Here is a 17,673-nt window from a genome sequence, read left to right on the forward strand (position 1 = left end):
GAATACCGACCCCTTTTATGGCGTTTCGGTTGCTGCACCGATTTTTTTCAAACGTTTCCGATCAGGTCAGCAAGGGGTTACCTTTCCATCACTCGGCGGCCCGTATATTGACTCAAATGAGCGGGGCAGTATCTCTAGCTTTGCACCATGAAACATCTATTTATTCCCTTATTCCTACTCGGTTCCGTTGGTTATGCGCAGGGCCAAACCAGTATCAGCGCGGGGCCCGTTATCGGGTTCAACACCAGCACGGCGCCTTATGAGTACGACCACACCTTTACGACCCACTATCGAACCGGAGGCGCAATTGGCGCACTGGTAAACGTCCAGCGCCAGCACCTGGCCCTACAGGTAGCGGCACTTTACCAGCAGAAAGGGTTTCGCATAGATGATGAGTACACCTCACCCCAAAGTCTGTACACCCGCCAGAAAAACGACTACCGCCTGAATTACCTGAATCTACCCGTGCAGGTGGCCTATGCCTTTCGTGCCGACGGACAAGGCCTTCAGGTGTTTGCCGGTGGCTATGTCGGGTTGCTGCTTCGGGGAAAAGCCGAACTTGACACATACTATGAGGACGCGATGAGTGGAACGAGTGATGCGCGCCAAGCCACCATAAAGCTTAAGCCGGGGCGGGCTACTGATCCTTATTCCATTCATTCCTACTCCCAACGGATTGATGCCGGCCTGCAAGCCGGAGTTGGCTACTGCTACGAGCAGCTACTACTGCAGCTGAGCTACAGCTACGGACTGCGTGACGTTGGCCCCCGGTATGAGGAAGGGGTTGGGGCCGGGTTTATTACGCCCAGCTATTACAATCGGGTAGCACAGGTATCGGTAGCTTATCTGTTTGGGCATTCCGAGTAGCCTGGGCGGGTACTGGGTTTCAGGATCCTCCGGAAACAGGTAGCCGGAGGCCTACATCGCTCAGCCGTTCACGATATACCCCAATCCGAGCACGGCTCACCGACCGTTGCAGGGCTGAACGACAGGCAGGGGATGCTGCCGTATGACATGCAGGTGCAGTTAACATGACGGTCGGTTTACGCGGCTTCTGCAACAGCACAGATCCATTATTTCCATTCTCTCCGGAGAGGATTTGGTGCGCTGCGTAGTTGGTAGCTAGTCAGTGAAGTGGAACCTGGAGTAACGTTTCGGGCGCTGAACCCGCCAAACAGAAGGCCCGCTCCAATCTGGAGCGGGCCTTCTGTTTGGCGGGTTCAGCGGCAAGCTGGCTGGAAGCGGTAAAGCCGCTCGTCATTCCGAGCACAGCCGAGGAAGCTTGTGGGCTGATGTTAGGGCTACTATTGCAACGCCAGTACGCAAGATGCCTCGACTGCGCTCGGAACGAGGTTTTAATAGCCAATGTCCTTACATTCCGCCGCCCCCGGGCCCACTAAAGCCCCCGCCTCCCGGCCGGCCACCGCCGGGGCGCGGGCCGTCGTTGTTGTTGTCGCGGCCTTCGCGCTCGGGTGCCGCGCCGGCGCCGCTGCCGAAGCTGCGGATGTTGTAGGTGAAGCTCAGCAGGAAGTAGCGCTGCAGAATATTGGTGCGCACGTCTTCGGTGTAGGCGGCGGCAATGTTGCGTTGGATGCTGTTGTTCTGACCCAGCAGATCGAAGGCGAATACCTGAATTTCTCCCCGCTGACTGGCAAATATTTTCTTGCCCAGCGAGGCATTCCAAAGCACGAAATTCTGGTTGAAGCCCGCCGCCAGACCCGAGTACAACTGGTGGTTAACATCGGACTTGAGCGTGATGCCTTTGCTGATAATCCAGCTTAAGCGCAGGCTGGTGTTCTGGCGGAAATAGCGGCTGTTGAGCTGTTGCTGCAGGCTGTTGCGCACCCAGTTCTGGCTGGAGTTCGATGAGAGCGTAAAGTCGACCTCGGGGCTGATGTTGCTGCTCAGCGCCAGGCCCAGGTTGGCCGAAGGCGTGCGATTGTAGTTGAGCTCCCCGAACACCAGGCCTGGCGTCTGGGCGTAGTTGGCGCCGGCATTCACGCTCAGGTTCGACTTGATAAAGGCCAGCGGCTGGCTGTAGTTAGCGAAGCTGCGCACCGAGTACTGCTGGCTTAAGTTGACAGGCCGCGTGAGCTGGCCGCCGGCCGGAATAACGATGCCGTCTACGGTCAGTGGGGCGCCGCTGGCGTAAATCGTGTTGTTGGTGATGTAGTTGTTGACGTAGCTGCCGCCCAGGAACGCGAAGAAGGAGCGCGACTTCTCGGGCACCGCCGACGAGTAGCGCACAAACAGGTTCTGGCGGGTTTCCTGGCGCAGGTTAGGGTTGCCTGTGGTCAGCTGCAGCGGGTTGGAGTTGTTCACCACTTCCTGCAGCTGGCCCACCGAGGGGGCGTTGGTGCTGGTGCGGTAGTTGAGGCGCAGGTTCTGCTGCTTCGAGAAATTGTAGCGCACCTGGGCATTGGGCAGCAGGTTAAGGAAAGAGCGGCGGGTTTCGGCAAGCCGGGGGAATTCCTGGTCGCTCTGCAGGCGGGCGTTCTGCAGCTCCGCGCCCACCGACCACTGCAGGTCCTTGTTTTGGTAGCGGTACGTAAGGCCCCCCGAATTTGTGAGGTAGTTGCTCTGAAATACCGAGCTGAGCGTGTCGTTGAGGAGGCTGTACTGCTGCTCGCCGGGCACAAAATCGTAGGTGCGCTTGTCCGATTTGTTGGGCGTGTAGGCAATATCGTACTCGGCCTGCACGGCCCCGTGCTGGCCCAGCGGCTCGGTGTAGTCGAGGCTGCCGCGCCAGTTCCAGCCGGTCTGGGTCAGCTCCGAAAACTGGTTGAGCGTGCTGGTTACCGGCTGCTGCTGGCGGTAGAAAGTAGTGCTCGACAGCAGGTTGTTGTCGCCCCGATTATCGTTGTAGCCGGCGTTGAAACCCGCCGCAAACGTGCGGCCCCGCCGGGCAAAGCGGCGGCGGTACAGCAGCTGGCTGCTGCCCGTGATGCCGGTGAGGGCCGAGCGGTAGGAGCTGGCGTTGGCTCCCTGGGGCGTGGTGGCGTTGGCCGCATCGGCGGCGGCTACAAACGTGTTGCCGTCGAGCAGGCTATTGCCCGTGTTGCGCTGCATCGAGAAGCTGGGTCGCCACAGTAGCGAGTTCAGCGAGTCGAATTTGTGGTCGAGGCGCAGGTTGAAGCGGTTGTTGAGGTTGCGACTGCTGGCACGCGAGTCTTCGGCGTAGCGCAGATCCTGGGGCTGGTCGGTGGTGGGCACGTAGCGGCGCAGCAGGCTGGTGGCGCTGGTGTTGTCGCTCAGGTTGAAAAAGTAGCTGCCCTGCACAGTGGTTTTCGTGCCCCAGGTGTCGGAGTAGTTTAGGCCTATTGCGTGGGTTTTGCTGATGCCGCCCTGCTGGTTCACCAGAAAGTCGCCCGAGTTGTTGCCGCCCCCGCCCTGGCCGCCGCGCCCGCCGCCCCGGCCGCCGCGCCCGCCGCCACCCTGGGCCGAGGAGCCGATGACGCCTAACAGGTCGTCGGTGCCGAAATTCTGCTCGTTGATATTATTGCTCTGCGCCACCACGCTCAGCCGACGCTTGCCCTGGAAGCTGTTCAGGTTGCCGCTTAGCCGGTACCGGTCATCAAGCGGCCCGTAGCCGGCCACCACCCGCCCGAACTTGCCGTTGCGGAATTGCGGCTTGGTGATGATGTTGATGGTTTTCTGCTGGTTGCCGTCGTCGAAGCCCGTAAACTGGCTTTGGTCAGAAGCCCGGTCGTACACCTGAATCTTGTCGATTACCTCGGCCGGCAGGTTCTTGAGCACCGCGTCGGGGTCGTTGCCGAAAAACTCCTTGCCGTCTACCAGCACCCGCTGCACCTGCTCGCCCTGGGCCTGCACCTTGCCGGTGGTAGGGTCCACGGTCACGCCGGGCATCTTGCGAATCAGGTCGCCGGCGCTGGCATCGGGGTTGGTTTTAAACGAGCCAGCATTGAACTGGGCCGTGTCGCCCTTCTGCACGGCCGCGGCGGCCTGGCCTACCACTTCCACGCCCTTCAGCGTCACGCCCCCGGCCTGCAACGTCAGCGCGCCCAGGTTCAGCGGGGCGCTGCCCACTTCTACAACCCGCTGAAGGTCCTGATAACCCAGAAACGATACCGTGAGCCGGTAGCGCCCCGCCGGTACACCCGGCACCACAAACGTGCCGTTGGGCTCCACGGCTGCCCCCCGCCGCACCGAGTCGGGTAGCTGCAGTAGCACCACGTTGGCCCCCAGCAGCGCCGACTGGTCCAGGGCATCAACCACGCGGCCGCTGACGGTCGTCTGGGCCCGGGCGGTAGTCAGCAAAGAGGTAAACAGCAGCAGGCAAAAGAGGAAACGTACTGTCATCGGGTAAAGCGGATAGGGTGTTAGCCAGCACAGACACTAAAAATCCGCCAGCGTTTAATGGTAGCATATATTTATTTTAATAATGACGTGCTGTTTGAAACTGCTGTCTCTTTAGAGCTTGCGCACCAGCAGCAAGCCGTCGCGCAGGGGCAACAGCACGTTTTCCACCCGCACGTCGGCCTGCACTTTCGCATTGAAGGCCCGCACGGCGTGCGTGTCCTTGTCGGCGGACTTCACGGCGTGGAATGGCAATACCTTGCCATTCCACAATACGTTGTCAATCAGCAAAAAGCCCCCTGGCCGCACTTGGGGCAGCACCAGTTCATAGTAGGTGTCGTTGTTAATTTTGTCGGCGTCGATGAACACTAAATCCCAGGTTTCGGCCAGCGCGGGCACCAGCTGCCGGGCGTCGCCGATGTGCAGCTGAATCCGGTCTTCCAGGCCCGCCTCGGCCACGTAGCGCCCGATACGGCCCGCCAGCTCAGGGTTCTGCTCCACGGTGTGCAACAGTCCGTCCGGAGTCAGCCCTTCGGCCAGGCACAGGGCCGAGTAGCCGGTGAAGGTGCCCAGCTCCAGTACCCGCCGCGGCTGCACCATATGGCTCAGCATGCTCAAAAGCCGCCCCTGCGCGTGCCCCGACAACATGCGGGCGTGCAGCACCTGCACGTGGGTTTCGCGGTTGAGGCGGGCGAGCAGCGCGCTTTCGGGGCTGGTGTGGTCGTCGGCGTAGCGCTGGGCGTCGTCGGGGGAGTACATAAGATGCGTTAGAACAAGGTAGGCGCCGAGTGCGGCTGGTAGATGCGGCGGCGGTGGTAATGCAGGTGCAGCGGGTTGACCTCGTGGGCCGGAGCCAGGGTCAGGCGGCCCGGCTGGCCTCGCAACGTCCCATCATCGTTCACCGACCAACTGCCCCGGTCGAAAGTTAGGTGGTGGTTTGGGCACAGGCACAGCAGATTGTCGAGCTTGTCGGGCCCGTGGTGCGGGCCGCCTAGGCCCCGAATGTGGGCCGCTTCGGCGTAGGGCCCGGAGGGCGTAGGCAACCGGGCCGCGCACACCTGGCAGCTGAAATCGTAGAGTTCCTTCACGATCCGCATCAGGCGCGTATCGCGCACTAATCGGTTGGTTAAGGCCAGTTGGCGCGGCGTTGGCTCATACGCCACCGCTGGCTCCTGCACCAGTGTCGTTGCCGAATCTAATGCGCTTTCTGCCGCTATCATTTCCAGCCGAAACTGCCAGATGAGATGACCCGAGCGCCCCATTTGCGCCGCTGAACGGGTAACCAGATACAGCCCGGCGTACTGGTAAAAGGGAGTTTTACCCTGCCATACCTTCCGAATAACGCGCACCGGCGTTTGCTGCTCGAAGCTGAGCTGCAGGGCTAGGTTGCCGCCCTGCAACTGTTGGTCGGCCACCTGCCGGCCCTCCTGGTTGCCGCCCTCGCCGGTGTATAGTATCACCGAGCCCAAATCCAGGTCGTCCTCGTAGCCGCCCGACAGCACAATAGCCTCCGCCGGGTTGCCTTTGAGGCTGGCAATGCCCTTAACAGAGTCCCGGTGCAGCCCCGCGGCTTTCACGTCCAGCCGGTTCAAAAACTCGTGCCCTGGCTCGATGCCCGCAACTGAGCCAAGATGAAGAGGCACCGGACGAGTAGGCATCAGAGAATCGGAGTGGAGTGAGCGGAAGACCAGTACGGTAGTTGGCCCACGGCAAACCTACTAGCATGCGGTACAAAAGCCAAGCAACTCTTCCTTATTACTCGGGCACCAAGCGAAACTTCCAGACCAGAAAGCCCGCTTTGCCGGCCTCATACACCGCTGCCACCACCCGGTACAACCCTTCGTAGCGGTAGCCGTGGCCCGAACCAACCGTAATCCGCCGAAAAACCCGCACCGGGCGGCCGGTTTCGAGGCTTTTGTTGAGGTACAGATTCCGACCGCTCATCTCCTGGTGGGCCGTTTGCCGGCCGGTGCGCGGGTCGCGGCCGCCGCTGCCCGAGTACGTCAGATCATCCTCCCGGAAGTCGTCGTCGGCGTACTGGTCGGCCAGAATGATGGATTCCGCGCCTTCTTGGGCTGAGCCGCTCACACCCGTGCGGGTGGGCCGGTGCAGCCCCGCCCGGCTTAGTGCCAGCCGGTTATCCAGCACATCGCCCGGCCGGTAGTAGCTAACGTGGCCGAAGTGGGGCATGCGGTGAGATGGTGATTTGGTGAAATGGTGAGTTGACGGTCCGCTGGTCCTGTCGGCGTGGTAGGGGCAGCTTGTGCAAGTGGCGCAATCAGGCCCCTGAAACGTCAACTCACCATCTCAACTACTCCGGCACGTATTGAAGTACGCTCAGGTTGTCGTCGGTGAGGATTTCGTTGGCCATTTCCAGCAGCTCGGGGGCCGTTATGCGGCGGATGCGGTCGAAGATTTCGTTGATGGCTTCCACGCGGCCCAGGTCGAGGGTGCTTTTGGCCAGCAGCTGCATCAGGCCGCTGTTGCTTTCTTCGGCCATGGCCAGCTGGCCCATCAGCTGCTCTTTGGCCGTGTGTAGCTGCGAGGTGCCCAGGGTTTGCTCACGCAGGCGCTTGAGCTCCTTCTGCACCAGCGAAACGGTGCGGTTTACCTGCTTTTTCTCGGTGCCGAAATAAATGCCGAACAGGCCCGTGTCGGTGTAGGGCGAGTAAGTGGCGTCGATGGTGTACACGAGGCCGTACTTTTCGCGCACGCCCAGGTTAAGGCGCGAGTTCATGCCGGGGCCGCCGAGCAGGTTGCTGAGCAAAAAGAACGGAATCCGTCGCTCATCGTGCAACGCGTAGGCGGGCCCGCCGATGAGGCAGTGGGCCTGCGTGATGGGTTTGCGCTCCAGCCGCTCCAAGCGCTGGTAGCCGCTGAACCCCAGCCGGGGCCGCGCCCCCAGCCGGGCCGGTAGCGGGGCCAGGTACTTATCGGCCAGACGCTTCACCTCCTTGAAAGGCAGATTGCTTACCGAGCTGAATACCACCCGGTCGGTGCGCACGTTGTCGGCCAGGAACTGGTGAAAATCGGCCTGCTGAAAGCCCGACACGCTTTCGCGGGTTCCGAGGATGTTGTGGCCCAGCGTGTGGCGGGCAAATACCACGTCGTCGAAGTCGTCGATAATGGCGTCTTCGGGCGCGTCATGGTACATGGCCATTTCCTCCAGAATCACGCCGCGCTCCTTCTCAATTTCCTTTTCGGGGAAAGTGGAGTTAAACGTGAGGTCGGTCAGCAGCTCGAAGGCCCGCTCGAAGTGGGTGCTCAGCAGCGAGGCGTAGAAGCAAATCTTCTCCTTAGTAGTATAGGCGTTCAGCTCGCCGCCCACCGTTTCGAGGCGGTTGAGGATGTGGAAGCTCTTGCGCTTGTGGGTGCCCTTGAAGGCCATGTGCTCCCAGAAGTGCGCCAGCCCGAGCTGGTGGGGCTTTTCGTCGCGCGAGCCAATATCGAGCAGAAAGCCGCAGTGGGCAATTTTGGTGTGCGGAACCTGCTTATGCAGCACCCGGATTCCGTTGGGCAACTCGTACAGGTCGTAATCAGTCATTTCGTAGGGTCTGGGAAGCTTAGAGTGCCGGGAGACTCGGACTTTGTATAAGTTACTCCCTGTCCCGGCCTGGTATAACCACGCCAGCGCGTGGTAGGTTGCAAAGATACGTTGAGGTGAGATGGTGAAATAGGTAAACAGGCCGTCATTCTGAGCGGAGCGAAGAATCTCTACCACTTCGTTGCAGGCGTCAGGAGTAGCATTGTGGTAGAGATTCTTCGACTACGCTCCGCTCCGCTCAGAATGACAGTTCTTTCACTGCCTCTCCCAACACCGCCAGCAGCTGCTCCGTCCGGATGTCGTGGGCACAGCGGAAGTGGCCCAAGGGGCATGCGGCGTGGCCGTGCAGGCCGCAGGGGCGGCAAGGCAGAGGCTCCTCGATTTCTACGATGCGCGAAAACGGACTCAGCGGCCCGAAGCCGAAGGCCGGCACCGTGGAGCAGTACACCGCGCATACCGGCGCGCCCACGGCCGAGCACAGGTGCATGGGGGCCGAATCGTTGACGTAGTTGAGCACCGCCCCGCGCATGAGCACCGCCGAGGCCAGCAGCGAGAGGCGGCCCGACAGATTTACCAGCCCCGGCCGGCCGCTCTGCACCAGTAGCCGCTGGCAGGCCTCGGTATCGGGCGGCCCGCCGAGCAGGAACACTGTGTACTCGGGCGGCAGCGCGGCCAGCAGCTTCTGCCACTGGGCCTCCGGAAACTGCTTGGTAAACCACACCGAAGTCGGTGCAAGGCAGATATAAGGCCCACCCCCGGCCGCCGCCACCGCTTCGGCTGCCGCCTGCTCATCGGCCGCGGAAGGGTAGAGGCGGGGTGGCACCACCGGGCCGCGGTAGTCGGGGGTCAGCAGGTGTAGGTTGCGCGTTACCTCGTGTACGCCGGCTTCGAGCACGTGCGGGGCAGTGCGGGTGAAAAACCGGGCCAGCGGGTTCTTATCGAAGCCTACCCGCTCGGGAGCCCCCGAAAAGGCCGTGAGCAAACCGGTGCTCGCGAAGCGCTGCAACGTAACCACGCGGCCGTAGCTGGTGCGCCGGATTTGCTTCAACAGCTCCAGCAGGCCTTGGTACTTGTCCTGCTTTTTATCCCAGACCAACACCTGCCGCACGTGCGGGTGGCCCTTCAGCAGCCCCTCGTTGCCCCGGCGCACCAGAAAATCGACCGGCGTGGCGGGTTCGGTGCGGTGCAGGTACTCCAGCAGGGCCGTGGCCAGAATCACGTCGCCGATAAAGGCGGTCTGGATGAGTAGGACGGCAGGCGGCGGAGTGGGGGCGGGCATGGCGGAGGGCGTGAGCCGGCAAAGATACTGGTCAGGGTCTGGAGCCTTACTCGGCAGTTGCAACGGTGGCCGGGGCTTTTCGGAGCGCGACATGGAGCTTCCAAATGGCTCGTAATAAGGCCAACAGTAGCGCCCCTGGTAGCACAATCATTAGCAAGTAGGCCAACAAGCTACTATGGTCGCTGAGCCCGCTAAGTGCCAACAAGATGCGATACATCCATCCCAAAAACAGAATTTCCAACCCCAACAGTAGTTGAGACAGCCGTAGCAGCCACCGCCAGTCCAGAATGGCGTGCAGAAAAATGGGTATCCCGCTCAGAGCAGGCAGTATCGCCAGCGCCCAGATTGTCGCTAGGGGAAACCCAGTTATTTGCATGGAATACAGGCACCAACCAGCTAATACCAAACAGACGAATGCCCCAGCTAGCCTAAGCAGCAGCCATCCCAGCCACCGGAGTAGCCACCGTAGTTGCAGTTTGAGGAAAGGATTCATCTGGCAAGCATAAGGCCCAAGATATAGCTTAGAAGGTGGCGAAAGGTAACCATAGCTGCTATTTGGAACGTTGTACCTTGCAACGGGCTGCATGTAAGCGCCCACACAATCCTACCTCATTCCCGCTACCATGCGCTACGGTCCTATTTCGCCCGATTTGTTCCTTGAAAACCGCCGCCGCTTCCGCGAGCTGCTGCCGCCCAACTCGCTGGCCATCTTCCAGGCCAACGATATCATGCCCACCAACGCCGACGGCACTATGCCCTTCCGCCAGAACAACGACTTGTTCTACCTGAGCGGCGTTGATCAGGAGGAAAGCATCCTCGTTATCTGCCCCGACGCCACGCTGCCCCAGCACCGCGAAATCCTGTTTTTAAAGGAAACCAGCCCCGAAATCCTCATCTGGGAAGGCTACAAGCTGACCAAGGAGCAGGCCCGCGAGCAAACCGGCGTGCGCACCATTATGTGGCTCGATTCATTCGATTCGGTGCTGCCGGCCCTCATGAACGAGGCCGATAACGTGTACCTGCCCGCCAACGAGCACATCCGGGCCGCCGTGGCAGTCGAAACCCGCAACGCCCGCTTCATTAAGCGCCTGCAGGCCGCCTACCCGCTGCACCAGTACCGCCGCGCCGCCCGCCTGCTCGACCAGTTGCGGGCCATCAAAAGTCCCGAGGAAATCCGGCTCATGCAAAAGGCTGCCGACCTCACCGAGGCGGCTTTCCGGCGGGTACTGGCTTTCACGAAGCCCGGCGTAATGGAATACGAAGTGGAGGCCGAAATCTTCCACGAGTTCCTGCGTAACGGCTCGCGCGGGCCGGCCTACGGCTCCATTATTGCCTCGGGGCCCAGCGCCTGCATCCTGCACTACGTCAGCAACGACCGCGAGTGCCAGGCCGGCGACGTGATGCTGCTCGATTTCGGGGCCGAGTATGGCAACTACGCGGCCGATATGTCGCGCTCCATTCCCATCAGCGGCACCTTCACCAAGCGCCAGCGGGCTGTGTATGAGGCGGTATTGCGGGTGATGAAACTGGCTACGGCGCGCCTCGTGCCGGGCGGCAACATCGAGGACTACCACGCCGCCGTGGGCCGCGATATGGAGCAGGAGCTCATTGGCCTCGACTTGCTCAGTGCTTCGGATGTAAAAAACCAGGACCCCGCCGCGCCGCTTTATAAGCAATACTTCATGCACGGCACCAGCCACTACCTGGGCCTCGATGTGCACGATGTAGGTTTTAAATACCGCACTTTCGAGCCGGGCATGGTGTACACCTGCGAGCCGGGCATCTACATCCCGGCCGAGGGCCTGGGCATCCGCCTCGAAAACGATATTCTCATTACCAAAACCGGCAACGACGATTTGATGAAGAATATTCCGCTCGAAGCCGACGACATTGAGCGGCTGATGCGCCGCTAAGCGCGGGCTGTTCGGGTAGCTTACCGGTAACTCGTAGCCGGGTTGGGGCTGGCGGCTGTTTTTGTTCTCGAAAACGGCCGCCAGCCCTTTTTTGTGGTCTGAATTCGACTCGCTTAAAAAAAAATTAAGACGGTTTTCAAAGGCTGGTCCGCAATGGGGATTACCGGCAAATTACGGCGCATGCGGCAGCTTAGAAAGTGCTCGATATGTCTGATCCGGTGCATCATAGCTGGTTTTCAGCCGCCGCCGACCGCAAAATTAAAGACATATTAGAGCAACCTAATTTTGCGCTGAACGGTATAGGCACCATAGTAAGGCGCGCAGCCGCCGGCGCGGTTCAACGGCCGGAAAAGATACCTTTGCTTTCTCAAACCTCTTTTCTTATGAAAAAAATCCTAACCTCCATCGCGGCCTGTGGTCTCGCGATGTTGTCGTTGGCACCCGATGCGCTAGCGCAGACATCGGATCGTAAAACCAACATCAGCGTTTACTACAACTGGCTGCAGTACCACGGCGACCTGGGGTCGGAGTGGTTCAAGCACGACAAAGTAGAGTACGGCCTTGGTCTGACGGTGAGCCGCTATATCGCTCCGGGCCTCGACATCGGTCTGGACTTGAGCTACGGCGACATGAAGTTCTCGGCCGACTATCCAAAGAACATTCAGTTCCCCATCCGGCGCTTTGATGCCAACGTGGTAAACGTGGGCGTTCCGATCAAGCTGAAGCTCAACAACGGCTGGGCACTGAAGGAGGACGCGTTTATCGCGCCTTACCTGGTGGTACAGCCCGGCGTATTCTTCGCCAGCCCCGACCTTTACGATATCAACGACAAGGTTGTCGGCAACTCAGACGTATACGCGTTCGATATTTCGGCTGCTGCCGGTATCAAGTTCAACTTCTCCGAGTCGGTAGGCCTGTTCATCCAGACCGGCCAGCACTACCCGCTCACCGACCAGGTGGATGGTATTACCAACGAGGGCAAGAAAAACGACCGGTACCTGCAGCACAAGCTGGGCCTGAGCTTCAACCTGGGCAAAGCCAAGGATACGGATGGCGACGGTGTATCGGACCGCAAGGATAAGTGCCCCGACACCCCCGCTGGCGTAGCCGTGGACGAAAACGGTTGCCCGCTCGACGGCGACAAGGATGGCGTTCCGGATTACCAGGACCAGTGCCCAACGGAAGCCGGTACGGCTGCCATGATGGGCTGCCCCGACCGTGACAACGACGGCGTGGCTGACAAAGACGATGAGTGCCCCGACCAGGCTGGCCTGCCCGCTCTGCGCGGTTGCCCTGATGCGGATGGTGACGGCGTAGCCGACAAAAACGACAAGTGCCCCGACACCCCGGCCGGTACCCAGGTAGATGCTACCGGTTGCCCCATGGTGATGGACGCTGACGGCGACGGTGTTGCTGACAACCTCGACAAGTGCCCCAACACCCCGGCCGGCACCCGCGTTGATGCCAATGGCTGCCCAATGGAAGTGAACCCCGCCCTGCGCAAGCTGGAGCAGCCAATTCGCTTCGAGACGAACAGCACGGTTATCAAGCGCACCTCGTACGGTACTCTCGATAAGATGGTACAGGCCCTCAAAGACAACCCCGAGTACAGCATCCGGGTAATCGGCCACGCCGATTCGCGCGGTACCGATGAGTACAACCAGGGTCTGTCGGAGCGTCGTGCCGGTTCGGTGAAGCGTTACTTCACTGGCAAGGCTCTCGACCCCGCTCGTATCGTGACGGAAGGTAAAGGTGAGTCGGCTCCTGCTGCTCCGAACACCTCGGCCGCCAATATGGCTAAGAACCGTCGGGTAGAATTCAAATTTGAATTCTTCATCCCGAATGCTCCCCAGATGTAAGTCATCGGAAGCAATGTAAAAAGCGGCGTACCCCTTGGGTACGCCGCTTTTTTGTTGCCGTATTGCGCGTACTTCGTGCCTGTGCGTGCCCAGTGGCCCAACAGCCGGCCCGGTATTGCGTAAAGCAGCAATACCGTATTGTTTTCCCTTGCTGATATAGATGCTTATGAAAGTTCGTTTCGCTCCATTACTGCTGGCCTTTGCGCTGTTGTGGCTGGCAGGCTGCCGGGCCAGTGGCCCGGGTACGCCGGCCCGCACGGTTGCCCAGTTTTTCAACAAGTATGAAAACCGCTCCGGCTTTAAGGCCACCGACTGGAATGCCGGCCTCACCACCCGGTTTTTGCTGGGCCGCCTGGGCAAGCTTGGCGGCAACTCCGACCTGAGCCAGGCCCTCACTTCCATCCGAAGCGCCAAGGTCCTCACGTTCACGCCCACCAGCAACAGCGCCCAGCAACTGATGGTAGAAGGGCTGGATAAGGAAGTGGCCGGCCTGTTGGCCAGTGAGCGGTATACGCCCCTGCCCATAACTAATACCGACCCCGACATTCCGAACCAGATGCGCTACTCGGTGCGCGAACAGGGCGACCGGGTAACGGAGTTGGTGGCCATAGGCGGCGAGAAAAACACCGGCTCATTTGTGCTGATGGCTATCAGCGGCAGCTTTACCCGCGCGCAGGTTGCCGAGCTGAGCAAAGTGCTGCCCAACGTAACCAGCGGCGGATTCTGAACAGATTTCGGGGACGTAGGTTGTAGGGCGTAGCTACTGAAGCTGTTTACAAAGTCGTCTTTTTTACGAGTGTGTCATCCTGAGCGCAGCGAAGGACCTTATCACGACTGAGCCGCCATTGTGCCGCCATGGTAAGGTCCTTCGCTGCGCTCAGGATGACAGAATTTTTGACTTTCTAAACAGCTTCACTGTTTAATAGCTACGCCCTACAATCTATGCCCCTGTAATCTGCTTAAAAGGCCAGACCGTTGAGGAAGAAAACGTCGCGTACCGGCCCGTGTTCGGGGCGGATGATTTGGTAGCCGACGGCCAGAAAATGGCTTCCATACCAGGGCAGAAGGTGTTCCTGATTGGTGTTAAGGACTTTCTCGCCCGTGCCGTCAGTATTGGTGGCGGCCGCAGCGGCGGGCGGGGTGGTGCGCAGGCGCACCTGCCAGTCGTTGGGCGACGGCTTGGTTTGGTCAACCAGCTTGTAGTACAGCTTATCGTCTTTCAAATAAGCCATTACCATCCGCCCATCAGCCAACGGCCGCAGCACAATGGTTTCCTCCAGCTGATAACGGTTGATATCGTCGAGCAGAAAAGCGTTGTCCCACATAAGGTTGCCTTGGCGGTCGAAGCCGCAGACGATAGCGTGGCTGAAATGGTAGCCATTGGCCGGCCGGCTGCTGCTATTGACGCTGTTGTAGCGCGAGGGGTAGCCGAAGCCTCCCAGCCCGTAGCCGCCGTAGGGCAGGCCGCCGTAACCATAGCCACCGGGCAGGCCATAGTTGGAATAGCCGCCGCTATAGCGGGCATAATACACCTCCGCTACCAGTACGAAGCCATTGGGCGTGGGTAGCATGTCGTGCATGAGCAGCTGGTAGCGGTGGCGCTTCTGGCGCGACATCTGCCGCAGCTTGGCCTGGCGCTGGCGCAGCCGCGCTATCTGGGCCGGCTTCATGAAGTCGAAAAAGTGCTTGAAATTGAGAAAGTCGTAGAACCGCAGGGAGCGGCGTTGGCCGGTAACCGTGATGCCCGACGTGAGGTCGGCTGCAAACAGGCCCTGCGAAAAGCGCGAGTCGCGCAGCGTGTAGGTGCCGGCCAGCACCCGGGCCGCACTGTCGCCGGAGCTGAGTTGGGCATCGAGCAGGCCGCGTTCGGAGCCGGCCTGCACAAACTCGGAGTGCAGCAGTTGCCCCTGGTTGTCGAGCTGCTTGAGCTGCAGGCGCGACTTAAAGCCGTTGTTTTCGCTCAAAATCAGCTCGGCCCGCCGGGTGGTCGAGTCGGCTACCAGCGTAAAGCGGGCGGGCAGCGGCTCGTAAACCGAGGGTAAAAACTGAAACTGGGCCGTGCGCGGATTTAACAACAGCACCGTCAGGTGCTGGTCGACCTCCACCGTGGCAAACAGGTTGCCATCGAGGGCAGTAAGGCCATGAACCTGGCGGGCGCGTTTGGTTTTGAACTCGCCGGTGGCCAGCTCGCCGGTGCGCGTATCGAAAGCGGCCAGCCAGAGCGTGCCCTCCACGGGGCCGCTGAATAGGGCGTATACATCGGTGCCCTCAGCGCACATGCGCTGAAACGCGTAGCCGCGCGGCACCTCCAAGGGCCTAGCCGGGCCGGGCTGCAACTGGTAATCAAGCTTCTGAAAGTAGTAGACAGACCTGCTTGTCAGCCGCCCGTCTTTTTCCACGAGCAGCACTACGCTGCTGTCTTCGGCCAGGGGCTGCACCTGCACCTCGCTACTGAAATACTCCAGCGGCAACTCGGTGCGCAGGTGTTGCCGGGGCTCAAACGGGGGCTTTTCTGCCTTGGACTTCTGGGCCAGCAGCCCCGGCGTGGCACTCAGCAGACAAAAAAACAGTAGTACATATCTCATAGCGGGAACCACCAGGCTTTCGGGGAAAAGGGCTACCGTAAGTTACGCATAAGCCCGGGCTCTGCCTAACACCTACAGCCCCCGGATGATGCCCGGCTCCGCCAAATTCCACACGCTGGAGCGGTGAACTAGTGAACTGATGTTTCGGGGGCCTACCGGCGCAAGTGGAGCAATCAGGCCCCCGAAACAGCAACTCACCAGCTCACTATTTCACCTCTCCCAGCTCCAGCAGCACGTCGAATTCCTCGGCTTTGAGCGGCATTACCGACAGGCGCGACTGGCGTAGCAGGGCAATCTGGCTCAGGCGCTCATCCTGCTTGATGCGGGCCAGCGACACAGGCGCAGGCAGTGGCTGGCGCGGCTGCAGGCGCACGGCCACCCAGTCGGTACCGGCGGGGGCGGTGGCATCGGGCGCGGCGGCGGTGGCTACCTCGGCTACGCCTACTATCTGCTTGTCGCTCACGCTGTGGTAGAACAGCACCAGGTCGGCGGGCTGCATCTGGCGCAGGAAGTTGCGGGCCTGGAAGTTGCGCACACGGGTCCAGTCGGTGCCGCCTTCGCGCACAAATTCGGTCCAGGAGTACGCCGCGGGTTCCGATTTAACAAGCCAGTAGTTCATGAAAAGTAGTTGAGATTCGGCGCAAACATAGCGCAAAACGGCCCGGCCGCCCACCAAGGGCAGCCGGGCCGGTAAGCCGGTAGCGGCGGCTGACGGGCCGGTTAGGGCAGGTAGCGGGCCGTCAGCCGGTCGGTCGTCACCGACACAATCTCCAGCCGCATGTCGGGCCGCGAATCATCGGTTACGTGGAGGCGAAAAACGGACTTGCCGGCCTCGTCGCGCTGCCAGGTGAGGGGATGCGTGGTGGGGCCGGTGCCAATGCCGGGCGCAATGTAGGCGCCCTTGCCGTCGGCGTCGAGCCGGAACCCGTCGCCGCCCTCGAAGGGCATATTGTAGCGCTGGGGCGGGGTGGTCCAGGTGTAGTCGGCGGGCCGGTAAGTGGGCGTCTCGTCGGGGCGGGCTTCGTAGGAATTCACCCACATCTTGCCAAACAGCAGGGCGTCGTCGGTTGAGGCAGCCCCGGATTTTTCGGGGTTGGCGTCGGGGGCAGTAGGCGTGCAGGAATCCAGCGCCAGGGCGGCGGCAGCCAGCATTGTCAGCAGGAAAATACGCATCGAATGAAGTAAACTAAAAAGGTGGAGTGATAGGGGGGAATAGCTGGCTAACGAACAGCATCTGAATCAGTTGTCGCGGCGGGCCTGCAGCTGGGTGGCTGTTGGTTTGCTGATGAGCAGCAGATAGCCCTTGCGGGAGGGGTCGTGGAAAGTAATACGGTACTTCTGGCTGCTTTCCCGCTGCCAGGTGCCCGGCCGGCTTTCCGGGCTATCGACGGGGTTGAGGCCATACTCCAGGAAGCTGCCATCGGTGTTGAGGCGGAACCCATCGTGGAACCAGGGCAGGTTGGGGTTGGTGGTGGAGAAAATCAGGTGCCCATCGTCGCCCGGCTGATACGTGTTGTACCAGCTTTTACCAAAAACATAGTCTGGTGTCGGTTCTTCCGACTTTTTGCAACCGGCCGCAAGTAGGAGGGATGCTGCGAATAAATAGGGCGAAAAACGCATAAAGTGAGCGGTAAGAAATCAGGCAAAAGCACCTGCCAGCAAGAGCCAATGGCCCGCCGAGCGGTTGCAGTTGCCTATAAATCTTTGCGCCGCACCTTGAGCACGTTGTTTTCCAGCGACACAATTTCGAGCGCGTAGCCGGAGTCCGGCTGGTCGTCGAGGTCGATGAGCAGGGTATTGTCTTTCTGCACTTTCCAGCGGCCCTTGTGGCCTTCGAGGCCATCGGTGGGGGCAATGTCGTACTGCGTGAATAAGCCGTTGCGCTCGAAGGCAAAGCCCGTACGGCCCCGCGAGGGCGGAAAGGCGTAGGTGTTGGGCCGGTACACGAGCACGTCGGCCTGGTCTTCCTCGTGGGCGTGCAGCCAGGTGCCTTCCAGCTGCTTCAGGTTCGGGGGCAGGCGCGAGTCCTGCGACTCGGGCCTGCAGGTAGCGGCCAGCAAGAGTACGCTTAAGGCCGCAAAGAGGGTAAATAGACGCATGGCGAAGGCAGTAGTAGGTGAGAAAGGAGTGAGGAGGAAAGTTATACAGTTTACAGGTTAAAGCACCGGCAGGTTGG

The 17,673-nt window shown here is 60.5% G+C and carries 15 protein-coding genes; 4 read left to right on the plus strand and 11 right to left on the minus strand.

Annotated features, from left to right (window positions below):
• Nucleotides 1-147: 147 nt before the first annotated feature.
• A complete protein-coding gene (locus BLW21_RS07050; protein ID WP_092738751.1) occupies nt 148-867 on the plus strand; it encodes a porin family protein in 720 nt (239 codons plus the stop codon).
• Between the two features lie 504 nt (nt 868-1,371).
• Here the strand turns inward: BLW21_RS07050 and BLW21_RS07055 are convergent.
• The 6 genes from BLW21_RS07055 to BLW21_RS07080 form a co-directional block, all read right to left on the minus strand.
• The gene (locus BLW21_RS07055) at nt 1,372-4,320 is read right to left on the minus strand and encodes an outer membrane beta-barrel protein (RefSeq protein ID WP_092738752.1); all 2,949 of its coding nucleotides are present in this window, start codon (nt 4,318-4,320) and stop codon (nt 1,372-1,374) included.
• A 111-nt stretch (nt 4,321-4,431) separates the two neighbouring features.
• Nucleotides 4,432-5,076 (minus strand): O-methyltransferase, encoded by a 645-nt coding sequence (locus BLW21_RS07060; RefSeq protein ID WP_092738753.1) that lies wholly within the window; start codon nt 5,074-5,076, stop codon nt 4,432-4,434.
• An 8-nt stretch (nt 5,077-5,084) separates the two neighbouring features.
• Nucleotides 5,085-5,960, minus strand: coding sequence for a YDG/SRA domain-containing protein (locus tag BLW21_RS07065; protein WP_092739000.1), 876 nt, complete (start codon nt 5,958-5,960; stop codon nt 5,085-5,087).
• A 112-nt stretch (nt 5,961-6,072) separates the two neighbouring features.
• Nucleotides 6,073-6,507, minus strand: coding sequence for a YDG/SRA domain-containing protein (locus tag BLW21_RS07070; protein ID WP_092738754.1), 435 nt, complete (start codon nt 6,505-6,507; stop codon nt 6,073-6,075).
• A 121-nt stretch (nt 6,508-6,628) separates the two neighbouring features.
• Nucleotides 6,629-7,861 (minus strand): M16 family metallopeptidase, encoded by a 1,233-nt coding sequence (locus tag BLW21_RS07075; protein ID WP_092738755.1) that lies wholly within the window; start codon nt 7,859-7,861, stop codon nt 6,629-6,631.
• 238 nt (nt 7,862-8,099) lie between these two features.
• Complete coding sequence (locus tag BLW21_RS07080; protein ID WP_092738756.1) at nt 8,100-9,140, minus strand: glycosyltransferase family 9 protein; 1,041 nt, start codon at nt 9,138-9,140, stop codon at nt 8,100-8,102.
• A gap of 623 nt (nt 9,141-9,763) precedes the next feature.
• Here BLW21_RS07080 and BLW21_RS07090 point away from each other — a divergent pair.
• The 3 genes from BLW21_RS07090 to BLW21_RS07100 all read left to right on the plus strand — a co-directional run bounded on the left by BLW21_RS07090 (nt 9,764) and on the right by BLW21_RS07100 (nt 13,639).
• A complete protein-coding gene (locus tag BLW21_RS07090) occupies nt 9,764-11,053 on the plus strand; it encodes an aminopeptidase P N-terminal domain-containing protein (protein WP_092738758.1) in 1,290 nt (429 codons plus the stop codon).
• 383 nt (nt 11,054-11,436) lie between these two features.
• Nucleotides 11,437-12,912 carry an OmpA family protein gene (locus BLW21_RS22040; RefSeq protein WP_092738759.1) on the plus strand — a complete coding sequence of 492 codons (1,476 nt, stop codon included), beginning with the start codon at nt 11,437-11,439 and terminating at the stop codon, nt 12,910-12,912.
• A gap of 166 nt (nt 12,913-13,078) precedes the next feature.
• On the plus strand, nt 13,079-13,639 hold the full coding sequence (locus BLW21_RS07100) for a DUF4252 domain-containing protein (protein WP_175470890.1): 561 nt from the start codon (nt 13,079-13,081) through the stop codon (nt 13,637-13,639).
• 232 nt (nt 13,640-13,871) lie between these two features.
• Here BLW21_RS07100 and BLW21_RS07105 read toward each other — a convergent pair whose 3' ends face one another.
• The 5 genes from BLW21_RS07105 to BLW21_RS07125 form a co-directional block, all read right to left on the minus strand.
• Complete coding sequence (locus BLW21_RS07105) at nt 13,872-15,497, minus strand: hypothetical protein (RefSeq protein ID WP_092738761.1); 1,626 nt, start codon at nt 15,495-15,497, stop codon at nt 13,872-13,874.
• Between the two features lie 205 nt (nt 15,498-15,702).
• Nucleotides 15,703-16,116, minus strand: a complete 414-nt coding sequence (locus BLW21_RS07110) for an EVE domain-containing protein (RefSeq protein WP_092738762.1) — start codon at nt 16,114-16,116, stop codon at nt 15,703-15,705.
• 101 nt (nt 16,117-16,217) lie between these two features.
• Nucleotides 16,218-16,670 (minus strand): hypothetical protein, encoded by a 453-nt coding sequence (locus tag BLW21_RS07115; RefSeq protein WP_092738763.1) that lies wholly within the window; start codon nt 16,668-16,670, stop codon nt 16,218-16,220.
• A gap of 66 nt (nt 16,671-16,736) precedes the next feature.
• Nucleotides 16,737-17,117: a hypothetical protein gene (locus BLW21_RS07120; RefSeq protein ID WP_092738764.1), complete on the minus strand. Its 381-nt coding sequence runs from the start codon at nt 17,115-17,117 to the stop codon at nt 16,737-16,739.
• 74 nt (nt 17,118-17,191) lie between these two features.
• Nucleotides 17,192-17,596 carry a hypothetical protein gene (locus BLW21_RS07125; RefSeq protein WP_092738765.1) on the minus strand — a complete coding sequence of 135 codons (405 nt, stop codon included), beginning with the start codon at nt 17,594-17,596 and terminating at the stop codon, nt 17,192-17,194.
• Nucleotides 17,597-17,673 lie beyond the last annotated feature (77 nt).

This window comes from Hymenobacter psychrophilus, from assembly GCF_900107135.1.
Classification (GTDB): Bacteria; Bacteroidota; Bacteroidia; order Cytophagales; family Hymenobacteraceae; genus Hymenobacter; species Hymenobacter psychrophilus.